We start from the raw sequence: 25,803 nt of genomic DNA, 5'->3' as shown, positions 1-25,803 counted from the left end.
TTCAGCAGGGAAGAACTTCAATGTGGTTAAGCCCATTTCTAGAGCGGCTTCTACTGTACTCGGGTTGTTGACCCCAGGAATGATATCAATACCAATCTCTTGGCAGGCTCTTACCGTGTTTGGATTAAATCCAGGAGAGACGACGAACGTTGCGCCTGCTTCTTTAGCCGCAATAGCTTGCTCACGATTGAGCACAGTGCCTGCGCCGATCAACATATCTGGTTGTGATTCACGAAGTAGACGAATAGCTTCAACTGCAGCTTCCGAACGGAATGTAATTTCTGCTGCAGGTAAACCATTTTCAGCTAACACTTTACCCAGAGGGATGATGTCTTCAGCGTTGTCGATAGCGATCACAGGGATAACTTTCAGTGTTTTCAGTTGTTGTTTGATGTTAGACATTGGTATTCCTTAAATGGCTGTGATGGCCGCTTGAGTGAGTTCTTTTGCAATAATGGCACCACGATGTTGGATAACGACGCCTGCCATGGTATTGCCGCGCTGGCATGACTTTGTTAAGTCTTCGCCCGCAAGGTAAGCCGATAAAAATCCGCCATTGAATGAGTCTCCTGCCGAGGTCGTATCAACGACATGATCAACAGGCAGGGTTGGCACCGCTAGTGGAGCCGAAGCGGCACCAGAATCTGGGTGTATGTTACTTTGAATGGTGGCATCTTGAATGAGACAGCCATCTGCACCCAGTTTGACGATGCATCGCTTAACACCCAGCGTCGTTAGACGTTCGATAGTTTGTTCTGGAGAGCTATCGCCCCAAATTAATTGTTCATCATCGAATGTGACCAACGCTAAATCCGTCAATGTATACATGGCCTGGTAGCTGTTTTTGACGGTTTGGTTTTCGTCTTGTGGCCAAAGTGCAGGGCGGAAGTTACTGTCGAAGGCAATCTCAACACCTTGTGCCTTCAACGCAACCAAGATGTTCAATAGCTCGATACGATCTTGTTCAGGCAGAATCGCTAATGTGATGCCGCTGAGAAAGACCATATCGACATTGCGCAGTGCCTGCTTTATCTGATTGAAATCTGGGTGCTGTAGCAGGTAGCGTGCAGCCGACTGGTTTCTCCAGTACAGAAAGGTACGTTCACCTGCGTCATCAAGCTGAATTAGGTATAGACCCGGAGTACGTTGGCTGTCTTGTAGAACAAGGTCCGTCGACACCCCCTCTTGTTGCCAGCGTTCTAACATTCCCTTGCTAATCGGGTCTGCGCCCAAAGCCGTGACGTAGGACACTTTTATTTCATCTTGATTGAGGTTGGCCTCGCAGCCGCGGCTTAGATAGACCGCAGCATTGAGTGTGTCCCCGCCAAACGTTTGATGCATTGAGCCGAACGGTTTGCCGTTCAGCTCGATCATGCACTCACCAATAATGGCGATATGTTTCATCGGTTACGCCCTCTCTTCGAAGTAGCGTTTTGCGTTACCAAAGCAGATGTCTTCGACCATAGGGCCAAGCAGTGACATGTCGTTTGGTACCTCGCCGTTTTCAGCCCAACGACCAAGCATGTCACACAGAATTCGGCGGAAGTATTCGTGGCGTGTGTACGACAAGAAGCTGCGAGAGTCAGTCAGCATGCCGACAAACTGGCTAAGCAGACCAAGTTGAGATAACTGTTCCATTTGGCGTTGCATGCCGTCTTTCTGATCGTTGAACCACCAACCAGAACCAAACTGAACTTTGCCCGCGATGCCGCCACCTTGGAAGTTACCAATCATGGTTGCCATCATCTCGTTATCGCGAGGGTTTAAGCAGTAAAGAATGGTGCGAGGTAACTCGTTGCTTTGATCCATTTCGTCTAACAGGTGAGCCAATTCGAAGGCAAACGTCTTATCGCTGATCGAATCAAACCCTGCATCTGCGCCTAACAGTTGGAACATGCGCGTGTTGTTATTGCGCTGAGCACCAATGTGAAGCTGCATTACCCAACCCATTGCGGCGTAGCGCTTGCCTAACCACACCTGAACCGCTGTTGAAAACTGCGCACATTCTAGATCGGTGAGCGTTTCGCCATTGAGGCGTCGAGTTAACAGGGCATCCAAATCCGATTCTGATGGAATAGGTGCGTAGCGAACCACTTCAATACCGTGGTCAGCCGCACGACAGCCATGGGCATTAAAGTGGACTAAACGCTTGTCTAGCGCACTCAACAGATCATCAAATCGACGGATCTCGATATCGGCTACTTGACCAAGTTGGCGCAGGTAATCGACAAAGGTGTCGAGTTCGATTTTGAAGGTTTTATCTGGGCGCCAGCTTGGTAACACTTGTACATCAAATGAATTGTCTTGAGCGATCGCCTTATGGTGTTCAAGAGAATCAATTGGATCGTCTGTCGTACCAGCCATCACCACATTCATCTGCTTCATGATGCCGCGAGCACTAAATTCTGGTGTCGCTAATAGCTCGTTGCCTTCGTGCCAAATTTGGTCTGCGGTTTCTGGACCAAAGAGAGTGCCAGTAATACCAAATGGGCGGCGTAGTTCTAAATGAGTCCAATGGTAAAGTGGGTTGCCCAAGGTTTGAGGGACGGTTCTAGCCCAGGCCATGAACTTATCATAATCGCTTGCGCCTCCAGTAATCAGACGCTCATCAATCCCTGCTGAACGCATACCACGCCATTTGTAGTGGTCACCTTCAAGCCAAATCTTAGACATGTTTTCGAACTGACGATCTTGAGCCACTTCTGCCGGGTTTAGATGGCAGTGATAGTCATAAATCGGCTGGTGGCTTGCGTGTTCATGGTACAAACGACGTGCAGTCTCATTCGACAGTAAAAAGTCTTCACATAAGAAATTCTTCATTGTTTGTACTCCTTATAACGCAGCCACGGTCGCAACGGCACCGTGTTCAATTAATGATTGGTACGCTGAACTTACCGCATCAATGACCTGCGGGTCTTGGCCTAGCTCGGCAGGGAAAATCGCTTCAACCGCAAGTAATGCTGGAACCACAGAAACATTGAGTCCATGCTGGTCGCAGATCTGGCGAAGTGTGTCTGCCATTGGATCGCGGACATCAATCTCATTGCCTTGCTCATCAACGCCAGATACATAGCGCATCCAGCCAGCGATGGCGGTTGCAAGCCACGAGAAATCTGAGCCTTGATCTAAATGGAATCGTAAGCTGCCACCCATACGTTGAGGGATCTTCTGGCTGCCATCCATCGCAATCTGCCACGTCTTGTGCTTCAAGCTTGGGTTAGTGAAGCGGTTGATCAGCAAGGTTGCGTAACCTTCTAAATCAGTCCCTTCAGGCATCGTTAACGAAGGTGCCTGTGATTTCATCATCATGTCAAAAGCGGCTTTTCGGTAGCCAGCATCCGTCATAGTGTCGGAAATATGGTCGTAGCCACCAAGGTATCCAAGGTAAGCAAGGAAAGAGTGACTGCCATTGAGCATGCGCAGTTTCATCTCTTCGTAAGGCACTACATCTTCTACGAACTCTGCGCCAGCGACATTCCAATCTGGACGACCTGCCACAAAGTTATCTTCAATCACCCATTGGCGGAAGGGTTCACAGGCGATGCCACATGGGTCTTCACAACCAAGCAGTTCTGCAATTTCTGTCAGTGTTTCTTCTGTTGCTGCGGGTACGATACGGTCAACCATGGTGCATGGGAAGGTGACATTGGTTTCAATCCAATCACGTAATTCTGGGTCAAGCAGTTGAGCAAACTCAATGATCGCTGCTTTTGCTACATGACCGTTCTCTTGCACGTTATCGCAAGACATGACCGTGAATGGTGTTAAGCCACGTTCACGTCGAATTTTGAGCGCTTGCACAATGTAACCTAATGCTGATTTAGGTTCGCTTGGGTTAGCTAGGTCAGCGATGACTAATGGGTTATTTTTGTCGAGTTTTCCTGTCGCTGGGTCTGCGCAGTAGCCTTTCTCTGTGATGGTCATAGAAACGATAGCCACTTGAGGTTCGGCCATTTTTTCTAATACGGTTTCAATGCCGTCTAGGCTTGGGTGAAGAGATTCGGCCACTGAGCCGATCACTTTAACGTCTGTGGATTCAGCGCCTTTTTCAGCAACCGTGTAAAGGTGATCTTGCGTGCGAAGTGATTCAATTAAGTCTTCGCCTCCGAATAGGTTAATTTCGCAAATACCCCAATCAGTGCTGGTCTTGCTGAGCATTTCATTGGTGAACAACGCTTGATGCGCTCGGTGAAATGCACCGAAGCCTAGGTGCACGATACGGCTTTGGAGTGCTGAACGGTCGTAGTCAGGTCGTAGTACAGTGTTTGGCAGCGTAGAGTTAGCAACAGTCTTCATTATTCAGTTCCTTTTCCCGCCAGCGAACCAGCGGGATTTTATTATTTGATAAAGCGTTTGAGTGTTTAGCAGTCTTAGAATCTATCTGTGACCAAATTACGAACCGTAGCCCAGTACCAATTCAGGTAGGAACAAGCTCAGCTCAGGGATAAAAGTAACGGCCATTAGGGCTGCAATCAGTGCAGCATAGAATGGCAATAAAGGCTTGATGACTTTGTCGATGGCAATGTTGGCAACCGAACAACCGATGAACAGAGCACTACCTACTGGCGGTGTACAGATACCGATAGCAAGGTTGAAGGTCATCATGATGCCGAAGTGCACAGGGTCGATGCCTAGGTCTAGCGCGATTGGTAAGAAGATTGGTGTGAAGATAAGAACCGCAGGGGTCATATCCATAAAGATGCCAACAATTAACAGAATCACGTTGATAATCAGTAGGATCATTAGTGGGTCTTCAGAAACCGCGAGTAGAGCATCGGCAATCATGTAAGGTACATCGGCGTTCGCCATTGCCCAAGACATGCCCATTGATGCGCCAACCAGTAATAGAACGATAGATGTTGTTACTGCAGACTCAAGGATGATCTTTGGAATATCACCCCATTTCACTTCGCGGTAGACAAGCACAGCTAAAACAAACGTGTATACCACAGCAATTGCGGAAGCCTCAGTCGCAGTAAAGATACCGCCAATGATGCCGCCCATGATGATGCCGATCAGTGCTAAAGAAGGTGCTGCTTTTAGGAAGGTATTCCATACCATTGATGTGGAAGGACGAGCTGCGACTGGGTAGCCACGACGTTTCGCGATAATACCTGCCACCATCATGATGCTCAGGCCCATCAATAGGCCTGGGATGTAGCCTGCTAAGAACAATGCTGCAATAGAGGTACCACCAGAAACTAATGAGAACACGATCAGCGTGTTGCTGGGTGGGATAAGCAAGCCCGCAGGACATGACGTAATATTTACCGCAGCCGAGTAGTTTTCGTCATATCCATCTTTCTTTTGCAGAGGAGACATAGTGCCACCAACTGCAGCAGCCGATGCAACCGCTGAGCCTGAGATAGACCCAAACATCATGTTTGCCATCACGTTTACGTGGGCGAGTGAACCTGGTAGACGACCACCCAACACTTTCGCGAAGTTGATCAAACGCAGCGCGATGCCGCCTTGGTTCATGATGTTGCCCGCCAAAATGAAGAACGGAATTGCTAATAGTGCAAAGTTATCAAGGCCTGCCGCCATACGTTGAGCAACTACAGCAATTGCAGGCTCAAGCGGTAAGCTCATTAAGATGGTTGCTAGTGACGATAAACCAATCGCAAAAGAGACCGGTACACCGATTGTAAGCAGTACAGCGAAACTACCGAATAATGTCAGTATTACTTGCCATTCCATTGTGAAATCCTTCTATCAATCAAGTTGTGAGTCGGTGATCAAATCGTCACCTGACATTAATTGTTTAACGCGTTCGTAGGTAAATACGACTGAGTAAAAAATCATCAAAGCGCCACTAACCGGTAAGCAGAAGTAGATGTAGCCCATTTCTAAACCTAGAGCGGGAGTCAGTTGTCCCATCGCAAGTGTTTTAGCTGCAAGTTGGCTGCCACCGTGTACCAGAACGATATAAGAGAAAGAAGCGATGGCTATTTGGATAATGATTTCGTTGATTAATTTACGTTTGCCAGTCAGCTTCATCGTAAGTAGGTCGATGGCAAGGTGGCGTTTCAGACCTGTTGTGTAAGCAGCACCAATCAGGGCTACCCACATAAAGAGGTAACGAGCGAGCTCGTCGGTAACAGTACTTGGTTTGCCAATAACATAGCGGGATAGAACCTGCCATATCACGCATAGCACCAAGAAAGACGATAGAGACACTGTAAAGGCGGCCAACCCTCTATTTATGTAACTGACCAATTTATTCATGTTTATTTCCTTTCAACAAAATTGCGTATCTCATAACAATTGGTTTACCAATGTAAGAAATTGTTTCTATGTAGGGATGGGATGTTCAAAAATCTGGCTGAATCATAAGCTATTCATTTTTTGGTTGGCGTGAGCAACTTCACAAATGATTTTGGTTGACCAATTTATGGGTTTTTATTGTGACTTTGGTCAATCAATTTTAATTTCAGCTTTGACGGTTCCTTTTTTGAGCCCCAATATGAGCCCATAACAAAAAACACCCTACATTTTGGATAACCAATCCACGGAGAATAAGAATGATGATGACGCGTAAAACTTTGATTAGTGCGGTTGTCGGTGCTGCTTTGACTTTTGGAGCAACAGCTTCTGCTTATGCAGCGACAACATTGAAACTGAGCCATAACCACCCTCGTGACCATGCAGTACATGAAGCGATGACGTTTATGGCGAAAGAAGTACGTGAATTGACTGATGGTGAGGTGCGTATTCGTATTTACCCTGATGCTCAATTGGGTACACAGCGTGAATCTATGGAGCTGATGCAGAACGGCGCTTTAGATATGGTGAAAAGTAATGCTGCTGAGCTAGAAGCTTTTTCTCCTGCTTATTCATCATTCAACATGCCTTACTTATTCCGCGATCAAGCGCACTACTACAGTGTGACTGATGGTGAAGTAGGCCGTGACATTCTTAACTCTTCTCGTGATAGCGGCTTTATTGGTGTGACTTACTACGACGCTGGTGCGCGTAGCTTCTATACCAATAAGCCAATTAACACACCAGAAGATCTGAAAGGTTTGAAAGTTCGTGTTCAACCAAGCCCATCAGCAATTGCGATGGTGAAAGCGTTAGGCGGTAACCCAACGCCACTAGCTTACGGTGAGTTGTACACAGCACTGCAGCAAGGTGTCGTAGATGCGGCTGAAAATAACATTCCTTCTTTCAGCTTGAGCCGTCACAGTGAAGTGTCTAAATACTTCAGCTTAGATGAGCACACGATGGTTCCGGATGTGTTGGTTATCTCAACCAAAGCATACGATAAACTGACTGCAGAACAACAAGATGCGCTAATGAAGGCGGCAAGTGATTCATCTGAATTGATGAAAAAATTGTGGGCTGAATCGGAAGCAAAAGAGCGTGCTAAAGCCGAGAAAATGGGCGTTACTTTTGTGGAACCAGACAAGGCTGCGTTCGCACTAGCGGTTCAACCTATGTACGACGCGCTAGATAAAGCGGACCCAGAATTGAGCGCATTGATTGACCGTATTCAGGCTGTTGAATAACGAGCAAATATAGAAAAAAGAGTAATACAAAAACAAGGTGTTACTGCATTTTAAGATATAGAGGTTGACCAATTATATTTGGTCATTATGATGGCGAGAGAAATACAATGGAAAGAAGTGACAATATCATCATGATGCCTTTCGAGCCGAAAAGACCTTATCAGGAGATAGGGTTAGTACTAAGAAAAGAACTGATTGAAGGCCTGTATAAGGTCGGAGATAGGTTACCTCCAGAACGCGATATTGCTGATCGTCTAGATGTAAGCCGCACTGTAGTGCGTGAAGCGATCATCATGCTAGAGCTTGAAAACTTAGTTGAGGTAAAAAAAGGGTCAGGTGTTTATGTCCTGAACATTCCTACTCATTCTCGCGAGAATGTGGTCAGCGATGACGCTGGTCCATTCGAGATGCTGCAGGCCCGCCAATTACTGGAAAGTAATATCGCGGAGTTTGCGGCAACTCAGGTCACTCCGGGCGACATCATTAAGATGCGCTCTGCACTCGAACTCGAGCGCGAAGAGCTTGCAAGCGGCACTACCGATTGCAGCGGAGATGAAAGATTTCACATGTGTATTGCAGAGGCAACTCAAAACTCTGTGCTGGTAGATATGTTGAAACAATCCTGGGATCGACGCGAAAAGAGTCCAATGTGGAATAAACTCCACTCTCACATCAGTGGTCAAGATTACCGTGAAGAATGGTTAGATGATCACGCTCGTATCCTCGCCGCCTTACAGCGCAAAGACCCTGTCGCTGCTAAGAACGCAATGTGGCAACACCTTGAGAATGTTAAACAGCGTTTGTTAGCGCTGTCAGACATTGATGACCCAAACTTTGATGGTTACTTATTTAGCTCCAACCCAGTGGTGCTGCTTAGCTCAGAAAGCTAGTTCTGAAGCTAATGTTGAATTCAGCGACAAGGCTCCTCTTGAAAGCTGATTCATTCAATAGGTTGTAGATAGGTAATCGTCTTTAGACCGGCGTAGACCGGTGCTATCTCGGGCAGTAATTGTCATTGCTGCCATTAAGAAGTCGTTATTGCATTTAGCTTGATTAATTCGAGCCGGCTAAGTGCGTCTTAAAGAAAGGTAAGTCTCATGGAACAAACGTGGCGTTGGTACGGCCCTAATGATCAAGTCTCGCTAGACGATATTCGTCAAGCGGGCGCAACTGGTATTGTGAATGCACTGCATCATATTCCAAATGGTGAAGTTTGGACAAAAGAAGAAATCCTCAAGCGTAAAGCCATTATCGAAGAGAAAGGTTTAACGTGGTCGGTTGTAGAAAGCGTGCCTGTGCACGAAGAGATCAAAACTCAAACTGGCAACTACCAGCAGTGGATTGATAACTATAAGCAAACTCTGTCTAACCTTGCTGAGTGTGGCATCGATACGGTTTGTTATAATTTCATGCCAGTGTTGGACTGGACGCGTACCGATTTAGAATTTGAAATGCCTGATGGCTCGCGCGCACTGCGTTTTGACCAAATCGCGTTTGCGGCATTTGAGCTGCATATCTTGAAACGTCCAGGTGCAGAATCGGACTATTCAGAATCAGAGCAAGCTCAAGCGTTGGATTACTTCAACAACATGACGCCAGAGCAAATTCAGCAACTGACTAATAACATCATCGCTGGCCTGCCAGGCGCTGAAGAAGGTTACACACTAGAAGCGTTTCAAGCACAGCTAGATCGCTATGCGGGAATCGACAAAGACAAGCTACGTGAGCACATGTCTTACTTCCTCGCTGAGCTGATGCCTATCTGTGATGCGAATGGCTTGAAGATGGCGGTTCACCCAGACGATCCACCGCGTCCGATTCTAGGCTTGCCTCGCATCGTTTCAACGATCGAAGACATTGATTGGTTGACCGAGCATGTACCGAGCAAAATGAATGGCTTGACGATGTGTACGGGTTCATACGGTGTTCGTGGCGACAATGATCTGGTTAATATGATCAAAAAGCACGGTGACCGAATTTACTTTACGCACCTGCGTTCAACTAAGCGTGAAGAGAGCAACCCAATGACATTCCACGAAGCAGCGCACCTCGATGGTGATGTGGACATGTACAACGTTGTGATGGCTATTTTGGATGAAGAAAATCGTCGTGCAGAAGTGGGCGATCACCGCTTAATTCCAATGCGTCCGGATCACGGTCATCAAATGCTGGATGACCTTAAGAAAACCACTAACCCAGGTTATTCGGCGATTGGTCGATTGAAAGGCTTAGCTGAAGTTCGTGGTTTAGAGATGGCATTGAAACGCGCTTTCTATACCAAGTAACGACGGCATCTAGCTTTAAAATACTTTTAAAAACCAGAACTCATGTTCTGGTTTTTTGTATCTGAGCTCAGTAAAACTTCAGAGTTTGGATTACTAAGATCACGTCCCTAACTTGGTAAAGGCCAAAGGGGTTTGCCCGGTTTGCTGTTTGAAAAAAGCGATAAACGCACTGTTGGATGAGAACTCTAGCAAATGTGCCACATCACCGACTTGTCGGTTTTCTGAGAGCAGTTCAATCGCTTTAAACAAGCGCCATTGCTGTCGCCACTCTTGGTAAGTCATGCCTGTTTCGGCTTTGAATAATCGAGTAATCGTTTTGGTGCTTGCGCCAACCGAGTTCGCTAATGTCGAGAGGGCTGGGGCAAGAAAGGAAGCGGCTCGGACTTGTTTGCAAAAGCTTTTAAAGCGGCGATCTGTCGGTAGTGGCAAGATAAACGAGTGTTGGTTAGCACTGTAAAACTCTTCCCAGAATAGGTTGGCGGTATTGGTGGTTTGCTCGCGGGCAACGTCCCAATCCCAGAAAGCTATCTTATTGATCAGGGCTTTTAAAAGCTCATTCACTTCCACAATTTCAATCGCTTCTGGGCAGGTGTAAATACTGCTATCAAAATAGAGCGACCGATAAGCAACCACATTGGTCATCTGCGCGCGATGTTTGGTATAAGGCGGGATCCACACGGCTTTAGTCGGCGGCAAAATGCAAATGGCGTTTTTTAAGGTCAAGGTGATGCAACCCTGCGGAGCATACAGCAGCTGTCCTTTTACGTGGTGATGTATTCCTGAGTCATGCTGACCTAGCTCTGCCGCAATCCCTATTACGGGCGCAGGTAAGCTGTCTGCATCAAACTCAATGGTTTCGCTGATTAATGCCATTTGTCCCAATCTTGTTGTTTTTGGTTTTAATGTTGTTAACGAGCCAAGGTTAGTTTCCCCTAGACTCCTCGTCAAGTTCACTGGCCTTGGAAAAATGATGAAAACAAAACCTTCTTTATGGCAAATGGTGCTATTGCTGATGTTCCCTCAAATCGCAGAAACCATCTATAGCCCGACTCTGGATTCAATATCGAAATCCTTTGATGTGAGTTACGCACAAGCGGCGCAAACCCTCTCGATCTACTTCTCAGCGTTTGCGCTCGGTGTTGTGGTATGGGGCATATTGGCAGACAAATGGGGGCGCCGACCAACCATGTTATTGGGCATGGGGTTATTCGCTTGTTCAGCACTCATTGCTATGCAAACCAATAGCTTTGTTTGGTTGATGATAGCCCGAGCCATGGGCGCTTTCGGGCTTGCGGTTGGCTCGGTTGTGACACAAACCATGTTGCGAGATGCCTTTAGCGGCGCTGAACTGGCCAAGGTGTTTGGTTACATGGGGATGGGGCTGTCGATTAGCCCAATCATCGGGCTGCTTCTTGGCGGTCAATTAAGCCAAGCGGGCGGGCATCAATATGTGTTTATTGCCCTGTTTATTATGGTGTTAGTGCTGTTGGCACATAGCCTATGGTCATTGCCTGAAACGCAACAATCTAAGCAGCCATTGCAGTTAAAGTCACTCAGTATTCACATGGTCAAAGATAGCGATATATGGATGTCTGCGTTGCTGGTCGCGTCGTTCAATATTGCACTGTTTTCCTATTATCAATTGGGTTCATTTGCCTTCATTCAACTTGGATTTAGCGTTGAGCAGTTTGGCTACAGCGGCATTGTGCTTGGGTTCGGGACTCTGTTGGGAAGCTTGGTGAACAAGACATTGTTGAAGAGACAAGTGTCTTCAATGTCTCTGATTGGTATCGCAGCAGGGCTTCAAACATTAGGTGCGGTGGGTGTGTATTTTTCACAACACACGATCTGGTTCTTGCTTCCAATGATGTTGGTGGTTATGGCGTTTGGCATTGCGATTCCCAATGTATTGAGCCGAGCGTTGGTACGTTACCAATCTCAAGCAGGAAGTGCAGGCGCACTGTTTGGTTTGATGTATTACACCTTGATCGGCTCAGGGCTCGCTTTAGCGGGAATGCTCCAAGATCTAGGTGTAGTGTTGGTACTTTGTGGCGCGTTATCTGTTCTGGTGACGATACGCAGTCGACTCCAGCTTAAACGCTAAGTCTCTCATCTGTATTGATAAATTCCGTGTCCTGTTTGGCGCGGAATTTATCATTTCTTGGTTTGTAAATTTGGATATTGACAGGGGTAGAGTGATCGTTCTACTCTGTAAGTAGAACAATCATTCTACCCTTTGTCGGGTATTGAGAGAGCACTATGTTGAGAGAACAGATTGCAGCAAGCCTTGAAGTAGCGTTCAGCCAGCAAGGTTTTGCTGAGCCGAGTGTTGCACAGCTGAAAACGGCGTGCGATGTAAGCCTAAGAACCTTGTATAAACACTTCCCTTCAAAAGAAGCGATGATCGTTGGTGCCTTGGAGTATCGACATCAACGTTACCTAGATTTCTTGTTGGAAACGTCGCCTGAAAAGGGGCTCGCATCGGTTACTCATATCTTCAACAAGCTTCAACAATGGTTAGAAGAATATGCGCCGCACGGGTGTATGTCGATGAATGCGATGGCCGCGTTTCCCGATAATGAGCTTATCAGCCAAGCGGTTACACAGCATAAAGAACAAGTTCGTTTGCTTATAGGCAATCAGAGCCTTCGAGAGGATCTCGCGACACCACTGTTTTTACTTCATGAAGGCGTATCAAGCGCGTGGCCAGTATTAGGCGAAGAAGCAGTGGCATCGGCGCAGAATATGGTGACAAAATTACTCGAGGAAACACGATGAAATTCGAACTACCGAAAACAATGAAAGGCGTAGAGATGCTAGGGCACGGCGGGGCAGAAATGCTTGGCTACCGTGAAGACATTGCTGTTCCAAAAATTGAGCCTAATGAAGTGCTGATCAAGGTGATGGCGGCAGGCGTGAACAACACCGACATCAACACACGAATCGGTTGGTATTCTAAAAGTGATGATTCAGACGATGCCAGTTGGTCTGGCGAAGCGTTGAAATTCCCTCGTATCCAAGGTGCTGACGTGTGCGGCTTCATCGTAGCCGTTGGTAACGAAGTTTCGGCTGACCGTATTGGTGAGCGTGTTCTGATTGAGCCTTGTTTGACCGAGGTTTATGGACAAGATCTACCACAGCCATGGTATTTCGGATCTGAATGCGATGGTGGTTTCGCTGAATACACCAAAGTAGCAGCTAAGCATGCTTACGCGGTGAACAGTTCTATGTCGGATGTTGAGCTAGCGTCTTTCCCATGTTCTTACTCAACAGCAGAGAACATGCTAACTCGTGCCAATGTGGCTGAAGGTGATCGCGTGCTTATCTCAGGTGCATCGGGCGGTGTGGGCTCTGCGGCTATTCAGCTAGCAAAAGCTCGCGGCGCGTATGTTATTGCCATCACTAGCCCAAGCAAGAACCAACAGTTACTTGAACTTGGCGCTGATGAAGTGATTGCCCGTGATGCAGATTTGGTTAACGCGCTAGGCGAAAGCAGCGTGAATGTGGTGATCGATTTAGTTGCTGGTGACAAGTGGCCAGAGTTTCTTGAAGTCCTAAAACCGCATGGCCGTTATGCTGTGTCTGGTGCGATTGGTGGTGCAATGGTTGAGCTTGATGTGCGAACTTTGTATCTCAAAGACCTCAGCTTTTTTGGTTGCACGGTTTTAGAACCGCAAGTATTCCAAAACTTGGTTAATCGTATCGAGAAACAGCAGATTGGCGCCATCGTTGCAGAGTCTTATCCGCTAGCCGATATCCATAAAGCGCAAGATGAGTTCTTAAAGAAAAAGCATGTTGGTAAGATCGTGTTGGAAGTGGCAGAACGCTAGTTTTAGTCAGCTTCACGGTTTAGATTTATGGAAGAGCGAGCAAGCGTTATGTGCTCGCTCTTCTTGTTTCTGGCGAATACTGGCGGGCTCAGTCTTGCAACCCGTTGAGTAACAGATCCTATACAGCTGAAAAGTTAATGATTCATTTATCATTGTGTGGTTTATGAATTAACTGTGCGATAATTACCGCCATTATATATCCCTATCTATGTTGTATTTATCTAGAAGCCGTATTGATGTTTAAAAGGGTATTGCAGGCACTATTCTCACCTTTTGTTTATTCAAAAAACAAACCCTCTGCAGAGCCTGCCCAACAAGAGCAACAACAAACCGTTGCTACTGATTCTGTTCAGTCTTCAATCTTTGTTCCGCCGTCGTCCACTCAGCCATCATCATTAATCGTCGATAAAACGATAAGCCTACACGACGGTGAGTTTCTTGATTATCTGTTCGGAGAGTCTCGCCTGCGAACCGAATCTGACCCGTTTAGCGATTTTGTCGCTTGCCAAGTCGAGCGTTTGATACGCTCCCCTAAAGTGTTACTCAATGAATTGCCAGTGATGCCTGCCTCTGTCACCACATTAATGAGGGAGTTACAAAATGATGAGTTTGACGTCGAAGCACTGTTAAAAGTGATTGAACGTGAGCCGAGTATGGCTGCCGATGTGATTAAACTGGCTAACAGCGCCTTCTACAAACGCAGTGAAAAACAAGTTACTGACTTAAAAACTGCTTTCCTCAATATGGGTTCACAAGGGCTCGTTGAAGGAGTGGTGAATAGCTACATGAAGAACTTCACGCCGGGCAACAATATTTACTGGCGTCACTTCGGTGAGAAAATTTGGAATCACAGTGTTCAAACCGCGTCGTTTTCTAAGGAGTTGATGAAAGACTCTTCACCTCAAGAAGATCAAGCAGCGGCATACTTTGTTGGGTTAATTCGCAACTTAGGCAAGATGATCATTTTCCAGATGATGGTAGAAGCCTTCAAGCATGTTGATCCTTCTGTTCCACCTAACTCGTTGGCATTGAAGCGCCTGATGAACAGCTACTCTATTCGCCTGACTTACACCATTGCTAAGTTCTGGGAACTGCCAGAATCAGTGTTGACCGCGATTGGCTACCAAGAGTCTAGCCGATACGAATGCACACCACTTGGTCAAGCTGTGTTTGAAGCTAACTACTTGAGTGAGCTGTGCTATTTACTGGAAGAACAAACGATTGAAGTCGAGCAATTTAAGCGCAGATGCAAAGAGACACTGATGTCTCCGGCTGCATACAAAGTGGTTAACCGTATCTATAAAGAGTCTGAATTATCGCTAGTGAGCTAACCCTTAGCCTATTCGACCTACGCTGTGACTGAACATAATGATTGGTTGCAGCTTGGTTGGGCTAGGTTGTGAAATACATTCAGCTACGAAATACGCTTACAAATGGCTAATCCACAGCTTGTCGAGTTCGCACCAACCGAAACCATTTACTTGTGCGCCGTGTATCTTTTCAGAAACCTCTAAGTTGAACGCCTCTTGCTTGAGCTCAACCACAACTCCAGATTCATGCAACCAATGCCGAAGCACCAACAGTGCATTCATTGCTAACTCAAAGTTGGGCTGGTTTGTTATTGAGGCTAAGCCTTGTTCGATTGTCTCTAGCATCTCAGAAGGTAAAGTTAATTCCTCAAACGGGAAGCGACTGAAGAAGCTTAACCACGAAGTGAAGGTGTCGTTCTCATCAATAATGCTACACAACACGACGTCTTTGGTAGTTAGGTAGTTAGTTAGGTAGTGGCCATATTCCACGTTGGTTTTGCTGTCGCCGGATACTGATAATTGATCGAAAAGGGTTTGGCATTCAGAGGTGTCTTCAACGGTGAATTCACGCTCTGTTTTCGACAACGCTGGGTTTTGAATCTTGAAGAAGGTTGAGCCGAATTCCGGTTTGGAAGCATGATTATCGCAACGCACAGTGATCGTTTTCTCGGGCAGTTTCACGCACACCTGATTTTGAGCGCAGGCTTTGCTCTGTGCCCATTCCGGGTAGACCCAGAACTCGACTCGATTAAGAATCGGCGTGCTGTGTGAATACGCGCTATTGCGGCTCAATCTCAACATCTTGCTTGAGAAGATGTCTAATGAGAACGCGCCAGATCCAATCAGCCTATCAGTCGGTGATGAGTGATCGAATACGGAGGCTTCAGCCCTAGCAAGTAGGCGCGGTAAATGCCAATCAGGTTGATTCAACTTTACGACAACCACATTGCCTGCCGAGACAGAGACCTCATTAATATGCTGATAACAGCGATGCCATATTTTGCTTTGGCAGAGAGAGTTAAGGTTGCGTGCTATGTCTTGAGGTTCGAGTGTTCGACCGTTATGAAAGTGAACACCATTGCGAATCTGAAAGTGCCACTGTGTCGCATCTTGATTAGGCTGCCAATGATAAGCCAGATCGCCGCTGAGTTTGCCGTGCTTAACGGAGGTTAGGCGTTGGCAAACTTGCATCACTAAGAAACGTTCGGTGCGTCTAAGCACGCGTTGAGGGTGAAGCGCTTCGAGTTCTCGGTGAAACGGGATGTACGCGATATTCTGCGTCGACGGATTGGTATTGCTTAGAAAGTCTTGCAACTCAGTGCCAGCATTGCGGCCGTTGAAGCTCAAGGTGCTAAACACCTGTTCTATGTTGCCTGCGTCAGCTTGGGTTTGTGCGTATTGGTAACACGCCTCAATGGGTTCAACCAGACACGTGAGTTGTGCCTTCTTGCTGCGGCCTGAGCTAGCTTGCCACTCAATCCAGCCTTGTGCTGTCATCGCTTTGAGTAAGGTCTGAACGTGACGTTCACTCACGTGCAGCAGTGTGGCCAGTTGGTTGACCTGACAGTGTGATACTCCAGGCCCAAAAGCCTGAAATATCTTTTCATACAGTTCAAGCTTACGCTTAAGGTTGCCCAATTTGCTTTTCCTAACGACGAGGTTGAGTTAAATGTGAATAGCCAGAATCAATCAGTGCGTTTTCCATCGTATCGAGAACTCGAGAGGTTATCTCTGAGCTCAGGATATTCGATTCAGTTTTGCCTTGAAGCACCAAATCTGAAAAATGGTCGATTTCAAACTCGAATCCATTCCCTATCACTCGGTAGTTAATGGTCGACTTTTGGCCTTGATGTTCAATCTCAATAAAGGCCGGATTCCACCATTTTTCGTGAATGGTGATTTTGGTTTCAGGTCCACTCAAGTGTGCTGATCGGGGAAGGTTTTGCACTGTTGATGCCGATATCTTACCGCTTATATCACCAGAGAATGTAAAGCATGCATTGGTATCAACATTCGCTCCCTCATAAAGACACGACATCTCTACCTGAGGTTTTGAAGGGTTTACACCCAGCGTTCGGCACAGATCGTAAAAGAACCAAAGCCCATAGACCCCAACATCGAGTGTTGCTCCGCCTGACAAATCCGGATTGAAGATAAACAAATCGGGCTCATAGTCATGATGGTTACCAAAGCTGGCTTCGATGGAATCTATCTGAATATTGTTGTCGACCAAGAATGATTGGAGCTCACGATACGCGGGAAACACCACTGTTTTCATCGCTTCTAACAGCATCACGCCATTTTGCTTGGCGAGGGCTTTCATCTCAAGCCAGTCAGCAAGGTTGGTAAAAGCTGGCTTCTCGACTAATACATGTTTTTTATTCTTTAGAAACAGTTCGGCGAGTGGCTGGTGGTATGGGTGAACCGTAGCGATGTAAACCGCTTCAACACTTGGGTCATTCGCTATCTCTTCATAAGAACCATAAGCCTTGTCGCAACCAAACTTATTGGCGAACGTGGTTGCGCGTGAGTGATCTCTTGCGGCAACGGCATACAATTCACCATGCAGAGAGTGCTCTGTGACTACCGTTGCGAATCGATTGGCGATATTACCTAGCCCTGCGATGCCCCATTTTATTTTGCGTTGCGTGTCGCTCATCTGTTGCTCCAAATCGTTGTTTTGTATCAGTGTACTCAGAGACGTCACATACAAATAGAGAACAGATTTCTCAACCTGTTCTCTATTTATTTTATTCTAGTTGAAGCTCAGGATTAGCTCTGTATTGAGTGTTTCCAATCGGCTAGGGCTTTAATGTGTTTTGGCCCGATGCCACAACAGCCACCGATAATATTCGCGCCCAGTGCATGCCAGCGTTTAGCGTAAGTTAAGTAACCTTGGCCATCCAGCTCACGCATCTCCTGAAACATATCATTCGCTTCATGTTCGTTGCTGATAGGCGCAAAATTGTTGGCATAGACACCAACTTCTAAATCACTGCCTAGCTCATCGATCACTTTCTTGGCATCGATAATGGCTTGATCCATCACTTCAGGCACTGAACAGTTAAACATAATGCCTGTCGCGTTTGATTGGCAGGCAAGTTTGATGGCGTCTGTTACGCTCTCGCCAGAACGAATATTGGCAGAATCGCCCTTGGTATCTTCCAAACTGAATGCGTAGTAACACGGCTTATCTGACTGCTTAAGAACCGCATGAATGGATTCGAACTCTTGCAGGCTGCAGATGGTTTCCGCTATCCAAAGATCGATGTTTGGATCCTGGGCATCGTAAAGCGTTTGAATGATTGGCGCTGCCTCTTCTACCTTAAACAAGTCTGGTCGGTAGCTGCCAAATGGCGGTGGAATCGCGCCTGCTACTTTCACTGTGTGGGTAGCATTGTCTGCAACTGCTTTAGCCAGCTCACCAGACAGTGTGGCTAGTTCAAAGCCTCGCTGCTCGAACAGCTCTTCACCCAAGTGAAAAGGCACACAGGCGTAGCTATTGGTGATTAGGATTTCAGCACCTGCATCGACAAAGTTTTGATGTGCTTGGCTGACAAATTCGGGTGCTTCAATCAGCGCTTGAGCACTCCAAAGCGGTTGAGAAAATGGCGCGCCAATTTCTTTGAGTTCTCGGCCCATGCCGCCATCAAGTATGGTTAGTGTTTTCATATTTAATACTATCTAAAACAGTTGCTGAAGTTCTGCCGTCACCATATCAGACAACCTTGTCAGACAGAAGCCATCAAGCCAAGGTTCAACTATCGATGAGGGAGTTTCGTTATAAGCCGTCTAGCGGGCTAGTCGTGCCACTAAAGTGTTGCCCAATAACGTGAGTGTAAATCTGAGTTGTCTTAACATCACTGTGCCCCAGTAGCTCTTGAACCGTTCTGATATCGGAGCCTGACTTTAGAAGTTGCGTAGCAAAACTGTGCCTGAAAGTATGACAACTAATTCGCTTGTGGCGCAATTTATTAGAGTTAGTCGCCTTCTTCAGCGTTTTTCGGAGTACCGAATCATGTAGGTGGTGTCGGCATACGATCCCCGACTCAGAGTGTTGAGTGACGGATTTTGATGGGAATAGGTACATCCAAGCAAGTTGTCGATAGGCACTAGGGTATTTTTTACCTAATCGGTGAGGTAAAGATGGCCCAAACCCATTCAAGTTATCTTTAGCGAGCAGAACTGCAACTTGTGAAATTTTGTCTTGTATAGCTTCAGTGAGTGAAAAACTTAAAATTGTCACTCGGTCTCTATTTCCTTTCCCATTGTGAACAGTGAGAGACCCTTGTTTTAGATCTATATCTTGTACTCGAAGCCTCAGGCATTCCGATACTCTCAAACCTGAACCATACAACAAGCGAAAAAACAGTTGATATTTAGGATCTATTTCATTGATCACCGAGATAGCTTCCGCATGATTGAGTACGCTAGGAATTTTTCGAGACCGAGTCGCATAGCTAAACCCTAAGTCTCCTAGAGGTTGCTTAATAAATTGATTGTATAAATAGGCTAGAGCATTGAGAGCTACCTTTTGAGTATTGATGGCTACTTTTTGTTGATTAGCTAAATGAGAAAGAAAGGAGACAACTTCAGCGGCATGCATCTGTTCAGGGTGTTTAAGCTTATGAAAATGAATGAAGTATTTTATCCAGTAACAGTAGGCTTTGATTGTCTTGCGACTATAGCCTCGCATCGTCATATGTTCGCAAATTGCCTGCATGAATTGACTCGCCATATATTCCCCTCACAAAATCTGTACATACAGACAGTTTATTGCTTGTTGAATAATTAATGACTTAAAAAAGAGTGGTTTTTAACTCTGATTGAGCACGAATTTAACGAGAGGCTTATTTTAAATTATTGATTATACTGCAGATTTATGGGTGGTTAAGAATGAGGCCGAGCGTTACATAGTCGGCAATATGTGCTTGCACGTTTTCACACTTATTGTTTAGACCCACTTTTATATTAAATGCATAGCATTCAGTTGGTTATGAGTGACCTTTTTGATATGTTAAGCGGATGGATTCGTGCTTGCACAATATTAAAATGTTATACAACAAAAATAGGTGGTGTATTCGGTGTTAGAGTCTCAACTAAAAAAAATCAAAGATAACTTTAGTAACAAGCAAACGGTGGTTTATAAAAAAATTGAGCCTTTGGTCGGTGATATTGTTGCTATAGCTTTGATCAGCATGCAAGGGGTTGGTGGAACCTCACAACAAGAGATCAAATTTGTCGCTGAGCTTATTTCTGAATTGGAAAACCTGAAAGTTGTTAATTTTGAGAATGCACCACGCTCATTAGAGTTAAGTAGTGATTATGGAGCGGGATATGAAGTTCGTATAATACCGCAATTTAAGGTAATAAAACCAGAAACATCACCTAAACCTAATGGTCAACCTTGGTCCGTAGATTTAGTCATTGAGTTATATAAAGAATTCGACCATGACACTCGCGTGCTACTCGGTAGAGTTGCTTATGAATATGATGGCCACGATTCTCATTATACAGAAAGCAATATAATAAAGGCGCACCATAGAGACGCTGGAACTCTTCAACAGGAAGGTTTTAACCCTGTAAGAATCTCTCCAAACCAATGGAAGACAAATTCTGTTCATTACAAAAACTCTCTAACGAAATACCTAAATAAATTGGTTACTAATGCAAATCGATTGTCTGTTGCTAGCGTTGAGAACTATGTTATTAGAGGTGGTGTTAGAGATGATGTTTCTGAAAATAGTTTATTTAATAACTTCAATATCGTTTATGCGAAAGAAAGTGGCTTTAAGCTTCGTGGCGTTGAACCTATTGAAATAGTGGTGAAAAATGAGAGTGTAAGAATCTATTACTTGAAAAATAATGTTAAGAGCTCTCGCAGTACAAATGTAAACATCAACATGTTGAGTCTATTTGAGCATGTTTCACACTTTCACAATGTTCAGGAAATTATACGAGAACTAGAAGTGAAATATGATGATGAAAGCAAAAAGCTCTCATTGCTGGTACGAGTGGGTCTTGTACCGAAGCGAGGTGATGGTATTCCGGTTGAGTACCAGTATGTATCGGATAGAAGCCATTGCAGGAGCTTTGAAAGAATAGTAGCAGAGTGTAAGAGAATAATTGCTAAGAAAAACGAAATTATCGAACTGAAAAAGCCTGTTGTATAACAAACGACTATGGCGTCAATGATTAATTTTTGGCTGTGTTTTCATCCCACATGGCGCCATCTCTGAGCATAGAGTTAAGTGTCACAACCATCTTTCGTACGCACGCGATTATTGCGACTTTTTTAGGTTTCCCAGCAGCTAAAAGTCGAGCATAAGTCGCTTTGAATATGGGGTTACATTGCATGGCTGACATCATCGCCATGTATAAAACGGTTCGTACTTGCGCTCGACCGCCTTGTATCACGCGCTTACCTTTGTAGCGCCCACTTTCGCGTGTTATTGGAGCGACACCAATCAGTGATGCTGCTTGTTTATTCGTGATGTAACCAAGTTCAGGTACGTTGCTAATTATTGATGCAGCGGCAATGTTTCCTATTCCTGGGACGCTTTGCAATATTGTGTTTTTAGCTTGGTATTCAGGGCTATCTTCAATGAGTTTAACGAGCTTTTCTTCTAACTTGGTGATTTGATTTTTTATCGTGGTTAGCATTGGTTTGATAGTCGGATGGAGAGAAGCGGGAAGTATCTGGATTCGGTTCTTTTCCATGGTTTGCATGGATAACAACTGGTTTCGGCGAATGACTAAGTCACTCATTAGGCATATGTTTTTTGGCTTTATGACAGTAAGAGCTGGTTTGATTGCTTCTCCATAGTGAGCAATCAATTCTGCATCTAAACGATCATTTTTGGCTCTGCGGCCAATAGCACCAGCGAACCGTTTTATGTGGACAGGGTTTGCTCTGACAATAGGTAATTGAGCCTCTGCACATGCAAGAACAAAAGGCATTTCTAATCGGCCTGTTGCTTCAATAACGATTCGTTCAGGACTGTGACTCTTAATCGTTTTGAGTGCTTTTTTGATGCCTTTATCATTGTTCTCTACTGAGAAAAATAGGTCTAGTGGCCTGATGTGGATGTCTAATTGTGTTTTGCCGGTATCAACTCCAACGTTGATGCTTTGATTGATTTTGGTATTCATAATAAGCTAACTCATGCTTGCGTAATGCGGGTTCGAGACCCAGTCGACTATTCGAGGTTTATGCTTGAAGTCCTATGTAGCGTTCATGTTTGTTATCGGTCTCTCGATAGAGGAGCCAGCGTTTAAACGAACTACTACATAGAAAGCTTTAGTTGCAGCTAAAGCCTGGGTCTCACATTACCCGATTGGAGTGCTTATTATCCATACAAACTGTTTAAGAGTGATTCGCAACGCGTGGCATTTTTATTATGCGTTGCGTTCAGTGTTTAAGGCGGTATACGGTAGCATCGGTATTGCGTTGCTCACACCTTAACAGGGCTATAACACAAAATCAGGCTATTGCTCAAAATTGCTATTTGAACTATTATTTGTACATTAAATTGTACCATAGGGAGTTCAACATGAGCCGCATCCATTTTGATCAAGATATTCAGCCTTTGTCTGAATTTCGTGCTGGCGTGACGTCATTTATTAAACAGATTAACGAAACTCGCAGACCACTAGTTATCACACAACGTGGTAAGGGTGTTGCGGTTGTCCTTGATGTTGCAGAATATGAAGCAATGCAAGAGAAGATCGAGTTACTGGAAGAAATGCGTACTGCTGAAGCACAATTAGCTTCAGGTTTAGGTGTTTCCAATGAAGACGCTCGTGCTCAAGTATTGGGGCGCATTAAGAAATGAAAGTAGTCTGGTCACCACTAGCATTACAAAAGTTAGGTGATGCAGCCGAGTTTATTTCGCTAGATAATCCAGTGGCGGCAGAAAACTGGGTTAATGAGGTCTTCGATAAAACAGACCTTCTCTCAAGTATGCCTGAAATGGGACGAATGGCTCCTGAGCTACCTCATACCAATTACCGCGAAATCTTGTTTGGTCACTATCGAATCATATATAGCCTCAGCCATGAAATTCGCGTCCTTACAGTACGAAATTGTCGTCAGATACTAACGGAAAGTGACGTGTAGCAATTGTGTTATAACAAGCAATTTAAGATGGATTCACAACGCTTGGCACTTTTGCTCCTACTTCAAGTTAAGTGTTTATGGCACAATGCTTTAGGTTGGGTGGAGGCGTTGTTCACCCCTTAATTGGGCTAGTTGCCCAGAGGAAGTAATCAATCCATTGGGAACTTTTGTTTCTGGTGGAGTACGCGCATAATTCGGATAATGTCGCCTTCGATCCAATAGGAGACGATCATTGAAATCTCAGGAATTATAAGTAATTGCCCACGAATGCCGTCTCTCTGTACACCCATTAGAGGCTGCTCAAGCAAGTTTTCTACTTTTGTTTCAATGAGGTTGTCAGCGTTTTCTGCCGCATCAGGGTTGAAGTCATAGATAAACTCAAAGATCCTTTCACGATCATTGAGTGATTCTTCTTCCCATAAAATCATTGCTTACCTCGATTACGTATTCTGGCTTTGCGTTCTTCCATTCGAGATTTAGCAGTTTGGTGTTCAACGAAAACGGATTCTCCTGAGTCAAACTTCTCAAATGCTAGGTTTACTTGTTCAGTTAGCCATGCATCGTGAGATAATGTCTGTCTTTGTTGCTCAGCGAGTTGCTCAGTAAGCTCACGGCAAGCACCACTCAGTGTGCGACCTTGGCTCTCAGCCATCTGTTGAGCTAGGCGTTTTGTTTCTTCATCAACACGAAATTGAATTCTAGTGTCCATGGTGTATTCCTTTATTGGTGTGTGTACAAATGTTAGCACTCACCTTTGAGATGGGCAACTGACAAGCTACTATGGCGCCAATAACTAACTTTTGGTGCTATGTTTCATCGCACATAGTCCCATATCTCATCAACCATTGCAGAACGTTAAATGATAGGTCACCACAATCTGTAGAGGAAAGTGCATTGAAGTTAACCAATAAACTCGTACGTTACCCGCACATTGATGTTAATCGTGCGTTTGAAAAAGAAGCTGAATTATTGCAGCAAATTCAGGCGGGTGAGATTGGGCAAGCCTTAATGTTGTGGCAAGCAAAAGCGCCGACACTTGTTTTGCCCGCAGGTAAGAAGTGGCCAGTGACGGTCGAGTCTAGAAAGCAACTCGCGGCACAAGGCTGGCAACTCACCTCACGTAAAACGGGTGGTGCTCCCGTTCCTCAACTGCCGGGGATCATTAACTTATCGCATATTTATCATTGGCCTCGTGATGAAGCCTACAACATCCAAAAAGCGTATCTACATCTGTGCAATGTCTTAACCCTGTTTTTTAAAGAACTGGGCATCGATGTGGATGTACACGCGACTCCCGGTTCTTATTGTGATGGTGACTACAACCTCAATATCAATAAACAAAAAATAGTGGGCACGGCGCAGCGTGTTTTGCTTAAACAAGGGGGCGGCCAAATCGTACTTTCGCAAGCTTGTATCTTGTTGGATGTCGACCTAGAGAACATCGTTGCACCCGTAAATTTTTATAATCAAGTTTGTGGAAATCCAACCGTGGTGGACGCGCAAGTTCATACTCCGTTGTCCGCACATCTGACAACTCTACCCAACGTAGACTCACTCTTTCAGCAGTTAAGCCAAGCTTTCATCAAGCATGCGTGATACCAACCTTTCGTTAACGCCATGCTAATTTGTCGGATGGGTTGAACTTAAGGCGGTGAGAACTTTATAATGTTACTTGTAACATAATAAAGAGTTCAAATAGTTATGACAGAACAGCAGAAGAAAACTCGAACCACACTTCAAGATGTTGCAGACAAAGTGGGGGTCACAAAGATGACCGTCTCTCGTTACATGCGCAATCCCGATTCAGTCGCAGCCAAAACTCGCGTTAAAATTGCAGCGGTTATTGAAGAGATGGGATACATCGAAAACAAAGCGCCAGCTATGCTCTCTAAATCGTCGAGTAAAGCGATCGGTATCTTGCTCCCTTCGTTATCAAACCAAATCTTTGCCGCGTTTGTTCAAGGTATCGAAACGGTTACTAAAGAGAATGGCTACGAGACGTTGCTTGCTCACTTTAGCTATGATGCTGTGGAAGAAGAGGAAAAGATTGCTTCGCTGCTTTCGTATCAAGTTGATGGGTTGATATTGACGGAAAGCCACCACACCCCCCGCACGTTACAGATGATCAAGAATTCAGGTGTTTCTGTTGTTGAAACGATGGAACTCCCAACCAATCCGATCGATATGGTTGTTGGCTTGGACCATATTGATGCTTCTTACCATGTCGTGAAGCGAATGATTGAAGCTGGTAAACGCTCTATTGCTTACTTTGGCGCTCGATTGGATGCGCGAACTAAGTTGCGTTTGCAAGGCTATGACAAAGCGATGTATGAGGCTGGATTAGAGCCTAAACACGTGTTGACTGAACAGCACTCTAACTTCTCTTTGGCTGAAGATCTGCTTGATCGCGCTCTTGCGGATTACCCAGATCTAGATGGCGTGTTCTGCACCAATGATGACATCGCGATAGGTACCTTGCTCATTGCCCAGCAACGTGGAATCCAAGTGCCGCAACAGCTATCTGTGGTGGGCTATAACGCGTTAGATATTGGTCAAACCATACGCCCAAAACTGACTAGCGTGGATACGCCACGTTATGAAATAGGTAAGAAAAGTGCCGAGCTACTGCTTGCCCGATTGAAAGGTGAGCCAGTTACGGAAACGGTAGTGGATATGGGCTATCGCATCACTGATGGCGAAAGCGTTTAACCAAGTATGGTGGGAACGGAAAGGGGCATCGAAATGATG

The 25,803-nt window shown here is 45.4% G+C and carries 26 protein-coding genes; 12 read left to right on the top strand and 14 right to left on the bottom strand.

What is annotated here, in order from left to right:
• The 6 genes from eda to AB4558_RS15105 form a co-directional block, all read right to left on the bottom strand.
• A partial coding sequence (gene eda, locus AB4558_RS15130; protein WP_372158902.1) for a bifunctional 4-hydroxy-2-oxoglutarate aldolase/2-dehydro-3-deoxy-phosphogluconate aldolase occupies positions 1 to 402 on the bottom strand: 402 nt, incomplete at its 3' end.
• Between the two features lie 9 nt (positions 403 to 411).
• Entirely contained in the window at positions 412 to 1,404 is a 993-nt protein-coding gene (locus tag AB4558_RS15125) for a sugar kinase (protein ID WP_137001244.1), read from the bottom strand.
• A gap of 3 nt (positions 1,405 to 1,407) precedes the next feature.
• Positions 1,408 to 2,820, bottom strand: coding sequence for a glucuronate isomerase (gene uxaC, locus AB4558_RS15120; RefSeq protein ID WP_372074136.1), 1,413 nt, complete (start codon positions 2,818 to 2,820; stop codon positions 1,408 to 1,410).
• A gap of 12 nt (positions 2,821 to 2,832) precedes the next feature.
• On the bottom strand, positions 2,833 to 4,296 hold the full coding sequence (locus tag AB4558_RS15115) for a fructuronate reductase (protein ID WP_017068140.1): 1,464 nt from the start codon (positions 4,294 to 4,296) through the stop codon (positions 2,833 to 2,835).
• Positions 4,297 to 4,392: 96 nt separating this feature from the next.
• Positions 4,393 to 5,700 (bottom strand): TRAP transporter large permease, encoded by a 1,308-nt coding sequence (locus AB4558_RS15110; protein ID WP_017068141.1) that lies wholly within the window; start codon positions 5,698 to 5,700, stop codon positions 4,393 to 4,395.
• Positions 5,701 to 5,715: 15 nt separating this feature from the next.
• Positions 5,716 to 6,228 carry a TRAP transporter small permease gene (locus AB4558_RS15105; protein ID WP_017068142.1) on the bottom strand — a complete coding sequence of 171 codons (513 nt, stop codon included), beginning with the start codon at positions 6,226 to 6,228 and terminating at the stop codon, positions 5,716 to 5,718.
• Between the two features lie 299 nt (positions 6,229 to 6,527).
• Between AB4558_RS15105 and AB4558_RS15100 the strand changes: the two genes are divergently transcribed.
• The 3 genes from AB4558_RS15100 (at position 6,528) to uxuA (ending at position 9,796) form a co-directional block, all read left to right on the top strand.
• The gene (locus tag AB4558_RS15100; RefSeq protein ID WP_029235323.1) at positions 6,528 to 7,511 is read left to right on the top strand and encodes a TRAP transporter substrate-binding protein; all 984 of its coding nucleotides are present in this window, start codon (positions 6,528 to 6,530) and stop codon (positions 7,509 to 7,511) included.
• A 107-nt stretch (positions 7,512 to 7,618) separates the two neighbouring features.
• Positions 7,619 to 8,401: an FCD domain-containing protein gene (locus tag AB4558_RS15095; protein WP_017068144.1), complete on the top strand. Its 783-nt coding sequence runs from the start codon at positions 7,619 to 7,621 to the stop codon at positions 8,399 to 8,401.
• A 207-nt stretch (positions 8,402 to 8,608) separates the two neighbouring features.
• The gene (gene uxuA / locus AB4558_RS15090; RefSeq protein ID WP_017068145.1) at positions 8,609 to 9,796 is read left to right on the top strand and encodes a mannonate dehydratase; all 1,188 of its coding nucleotides are present in this window, start codon (positions 8,609 to 8,611) and stop codon (positions 9,794 to 9,796) included.
• Between the two features lie 99 nt (positions 9,797 to 9,895).
• Here the strand turns inward: uxuA and AB4558_RS15085 are convergent, their stop codons facing one another.
• Positions 9,896 to 10,669, bottom strand: coding sequence for a helix-turn-helix domain-containing protein (locus AB4558_RS15085; RefSeq protein ID WP_372074140.1), 774 nt, complete (start codon positions 10,667 to 10,669; stop codon positions 9,896 to 9,898).
• Positions 10,670 to 10,766: 97 nt separating this feature from the next.
• On the opposite strand from AB4558_RS15085, the gene AB4558_RS15080 reads away from it, so the two are divergent.
• The 4 genes from AB4558_RS15080 (at position 10,767) to AB4558_RS15065 (ending at position 14,957) form a co-directional block, all read left to right on the top strand.
• Positions 10,767 to 11,900, top strand: a complete 1,134-nt coding sequence (locus AB4558_RS15080; protein ID WP_102398044.1) for a multidrug effflux MFS transporter — start codon at positions 10,767 to 10,769, stop codon at positions 11,898 to 11,900.
• Positions 11,901 to 12,055: 155 nt separating this feature from the next.
• Complete coding sequence (locus AB4558_RS15075; RefSeq protein WP_017065213.1) at positions 12,056 to 12,574, top strand: TetR/AcrR family transcriptional regulator; 519 nt, start codon at positions 12,056 to 12,058, stop codon at positions 12,572 to 12,574.
• Complete coding sequence (locus AB4558_RS15070) at positions 12,571 to 13,626, top strand: alcohol dehydrogenase family protein (protein WP_372074142.1); 1,056 nt, start codon at positions 12,571 to 12,573, stop codon at positions 13,624 to 13,626. The genes AB4558_RS15075 and AB4558_RS15070 overlap by 4 nt, the downstream gene beginning before the upstream one ends.
• 236 nt (positions 13,627 to 13,862) lie before the next feature.
• Positions 13,863 to 14,957, top strand: a complete 1,095-nt coding sequence (locus tag AB4558_RS15065) for an HDOD domain-containing protein (protein ID WP_372074144.1) — start codon at positions 13,863 to 13,865, stop codon at positions 14,955 to 14,957.
• Positions 14,958 to 15,053: 96 nt separating this feature from the next.
• Here the strand turns inward: AB4558_RS15065 and AB4558_RS15060 are convergent, their stop codons facing one another.
• The 4 genes from AB4558_RS15060 to AB4558_RS15045 form a co-directional block, all read right to left on the bottom strand.
• Positions 15,054 to 16,574: an SgrR family transcriptional regulator gene (locus AB4558_RS15060; protein WP_372074146.1), complete on the bottom strand. Its 1,521-nt coding sequence runs from the start codon at positions 16,572 to 16,574 to the stop codon at positions 15,054 to 15,056.
• Between the two features lie 10 nt (positions 16,575 to 16,584).
• Entirely contained in the window at positions 16,585 to 17,595 is a 1,011-nt protein-coding gene (locus AB4558_RS15055; protein ID WP_372074148.1) for a Gfo/Idh/MocA family protein, read from the bottom strand.
• 113 nt (positions 17,596 to 17,708) lie between these two features.
• Positions 17,709 to 18,608, bottom strand: coding sequence for a homocysteine S-methyltransferase family protein (locus AB4558_RS15050; protein WP_017065219.1), 900 nt, complete (start codon positions 18,606 to 18,608; stop codon positions 17,709 to 17,711).
• A 109-nt stretch (positions 18,609 to 18,717) separates the two neighbouring features.
• Positions 18,718 to 19,674: an integron integrase gene (locus AB4558_RS15045; RefSeq protein WP_372074150.1), complete on the bottom strand. Its 957-nt coding sequence runs from the start codon at positions 19,672 to 19,674 to the stop codon at positions 18,718 to 18,720.
• A 346-nt stretch (positions 19,675 to 20,020) separates the two neighbouring features.
• On the opposite strand from AB4558_RS15045, the gene AB4558_RS15040 reads away from it, so the two are divergent.
• A complete protein-coding gene (locus AB4558_RS15040) occupies positions 20,021 to 21,109 on the top strand; it encodes a hypothetical protein (protein WP_161437624.1) in 1,089 nt (362 codons plus the stop codon).
• Between the two features lie 22 nt (positions 21,110 to 21,131).
• Here AB4558_RS15040 and AB4558_RS15035 read toward each other — a convergent pair whose 3' ends face one another.
• Complete coding sequence (locus tag AB4558_RS15035; RefSeq protein WP_372074152.1) at positions 21,132 to 22,088, bottom strand: IS110 family transposase; 957 nt, start codon at positions 22,086 to 22,088, stop codon at positions 21,132 to 21,134.
• A gap of 401 nt (positions 22,089 to 22,489) precedes the next feature.
• On the opposite strand from AB4558_RS15035, the gene AB4558_RS15030 reads away from it, so the two are divergent.
• The gene (locus tag AB4558_RS15030) at positions 22,490 to 22,771 is read left to right on the top strand and encodes a type II toxin-antitoxin system Phd/YefM family antitoxin (RefSeq protein ID WP_011080399.1); all 282 of its coding nucleotides are present in this window, start codon (positions 22,490 to 22,492) and stop codon (positions 22,769 to 22,771) included.
• Positions 22,768 to 23,055 (top strand): type II toxin-antitoxin system RelE/ParE family toxin, encoded by a 288-nt coding sequence (locus AB4558_RS15025; protein WP_372074154.1) that lies wholly within the window; start codon positions 22,768 to 22,770, stop codon positions 23,053 to 23,055. Before AB4558_RS15030 ends, AB4558_RS15025 begins: the two co-directional genes overlap by 4 nt.
• 149 nt (positions 23,056 to 23,204) lie before the next feature.
• Here AB4558_RS15025 and AB4558_RS15020 read toward each other — a convergent pair whose 3' ends face one another.
• Together AB4558_RS15020 and AB4558_RS15015 are read right to left on the bottom strand one after the other, a co-directional pair.
• Positions 23,205 to 23,483 (bottom strand): type II toxin-antitoxin system mRNA interferase toxin, RelE/StbE family, encoded by a 279-nt coding sequence (locus AB4558_RS15020; protein ID WP_017064043.1) that lies wholly within the window; start codon positions 23,481 to 23,483, stop codon positions 23,205 to 23,207.
• Positions 23,480 to 23,764, bottom strand: coding sequence for a hypothetical protein (locus tag AB4558_RS15015; protein WP_017059448.1), 285 nt, complete (start codon positions 23,762 to 23,764; stop codon positions 23,480 to 23,482). Before AB4558_RS15015 ends, AB4558_RS15020 begins: the two co-directional genes overlap by 4 nt.
• Positions 23,765 to 23,949: 185 nt before the next feature.
• On the opposite strand from AB4558_RS15015, the gene AB4558_RS15010 reads away from it, so the two are divergent.
• Entirely contained in the window at positions 23,950 to 24,651 is a 702-nt protein-coding gene (locus tag AB4558_RS15010) for a lipoyl protein ligase domain-containing protein (RefSeq protein WP_137002218.1), read from the top strand.
• 105 nt (positions 24,652 to 24,756) lie between these two features.
• Positions 24,757 to 25,764, top strand: a complete 1,008-nt coding sequence (locus AB4558_RS15005; RefSeq protein ID WP_017059450.1) for a LacI family DNA-binding transcriptional regulator — start codon at positions 24,757 to 24,759, stop codon at positions 25,762 to 25,764.
• Positions 25,765 to 25,803 lie beyond the last annotated feature (39 nt).

Source organism: Vibrio sp. 10N.222.51.C5 (genome assembly GCF_041474575.1).
Classification (GTDB): Bacteria; Pseudomonadota; Gammaproteobacteria; order Enterobacterales; family Vibrionaceae; genus Vibrio; species Vibrio crassostreae_C.
Note: the sequence above shows the minus strand (reverse complement) of the source record. Positions and strands in the feature narration are given on the sequence as shown.

Bases quoted from the DNA above. Each gene is read 5' to 3' on its own strand.
- AB4558_RS15080 (WP_102398044.1), top strand. From the start codon at position 10,767: ATGAAAACAAAACCTTCTTTATGGCAAATGGTGCTATTGCTGATGTTC.
- AB4558_RS15115 (WP_017068140.1), bottom strand. From the start codon at position 4,296: ATGAAGACTGTTGCTAACTCTACGCTGCCAAACACTGTACTACGACCT.
- AB4558_RS15110 (WP_017068141.1), bottom strand. From the start codon at position 5,700: ATGGAATGGCAAGTAATACTGACATTATTCGGTAGTTTCGCTGTACTG.
- AB4558_RS15070 (WP_372074142.1), top strand. From the start codon at position 12,571: ATGAAATTCGAACTACCGAAAACAATGAAAGGCGTAGAGATGCTAGGG.
- AB4558_RS15085 (WP_372074140.1), bottom strand. From the start codon at position 10,669: ATGGCATTAATCAGCGAAACCATTGAGTTTGATGCAGACAGCTTACCT.
- AB4558_RS15065 (WP_372074144.1), top strand. From the start codon at position 13,863: ATGTTTAAAAGGGTATTGCAGGCACTATTCTCACCTTTTGTTTATTCA.
- AB4558_RS15075 (WP_017065213.1), top strand. From the start codon at position 12,056: ATGTTGAGAGAACAGATTGCAGCAAGCCTTGAAGTAGCGTTCAGCCAG.
- uxuA (WP_017068145.1), top strand. From the start codon at position 8,609: ATGGAACAAACGTGGCGTTGGTACGGCCCTAATGATCAAGTCTCGCTA.
- uxaC (WP_372074136.1), bottom strand. From the start codon at position 2,820: ATGAAGAATTTCTTATGTGAAGACTTTTTACTGTCGAATGAGACTGCA.
- AB4558_RS15025 (WP_372074154.1), top strand. From the start codon at position 22,768: ATGAAAGTAGTCTGGTCACCACTAGCATTACAAAAGTTAGGTGATGCA.
- AB4558_RS15035 (WP_372074152.1), bottom strand. From the start codon at position 22,088: ATGAATACCAAAATCAATCAAAGCATCAACGTTGGAGTTGATACCGGC.
- AB4558_RS15030 (WP_011080399.1), top strand. From the start codon at position 22,490: ATGAGCCGCATCCATTTTGATCAAGATATTCAGCCTTTGTCTGAATTT.
- AB4558_RS15105 (WP_017068142.1), bottom strand. From the start codon at position 6,228: ATGAATAAATTGGTCAGTTACATAAATAGAGGGTTGGCCGCCTTTACA.
- AB4558_RS15055 (WP_372074148.1), bottom strand. From the start codon at position 17,595: ATGAGCGACACGCAACGCAAAATAAAATGGGGCATCGCAGGGCTAGGT.
- AB4558_RS15005 (WP_017059450.1), top strand. From the start codon at position 24,757: ATGACAGAACAGCAGAAGAAAACTCGAACCACACTTCAAGATGTTGCA.
- AB4558_RS15095 (WP_017068144.1), top strand. From the start codon at position 7,619: ATGGAAAGAAGTGACAATATCATCATGATGCCTTTCGAGCCGAAAAGA.
- AB4558_RS15020 (WP_017064043.1), bottom strand. From the start codon at position 23,483: ATGATTTTATGGGAAGAAGAATCACTCAATGATCGTGAAAGGATCTTT.
- AB4558_RS15125 (WP_137001244.1), bottom strand. From the start codon at position 1,404: ATGAAACATATCGCCATTATTGGTGAGTGCATGATCGAGCTGAACGGC.
- AB4558_RS15045 (WP_372074150.1), bottom strand. From the start codon at position 19,674: ATGGCGAGTCAATTCATGCAGGCAATTTGCGAACATATGACGATGCGA.
- AB4558_RS15015 (WP_017059448.1), bottom strand. From the start codon at position 23,764: ATGGACACTAGAATTCAATTTCGTGTTGATGAAGAAACAAAACGCCTA.
- AB4558_RS15100 (WP_029235323.1), top strand. From the start codon at position 6,528: ATGATGACGCGTAAAACTTTGATTAGTGCGGTTGTCGGTGCTGCTTTG.
- AB4558_RS15050 (WP_017065219.1), bottom strand. From the start codon at position 18,608: ATGAAAACACTAACCATACTTGATGGCGGCATGGGCCGAGAACTCAAA.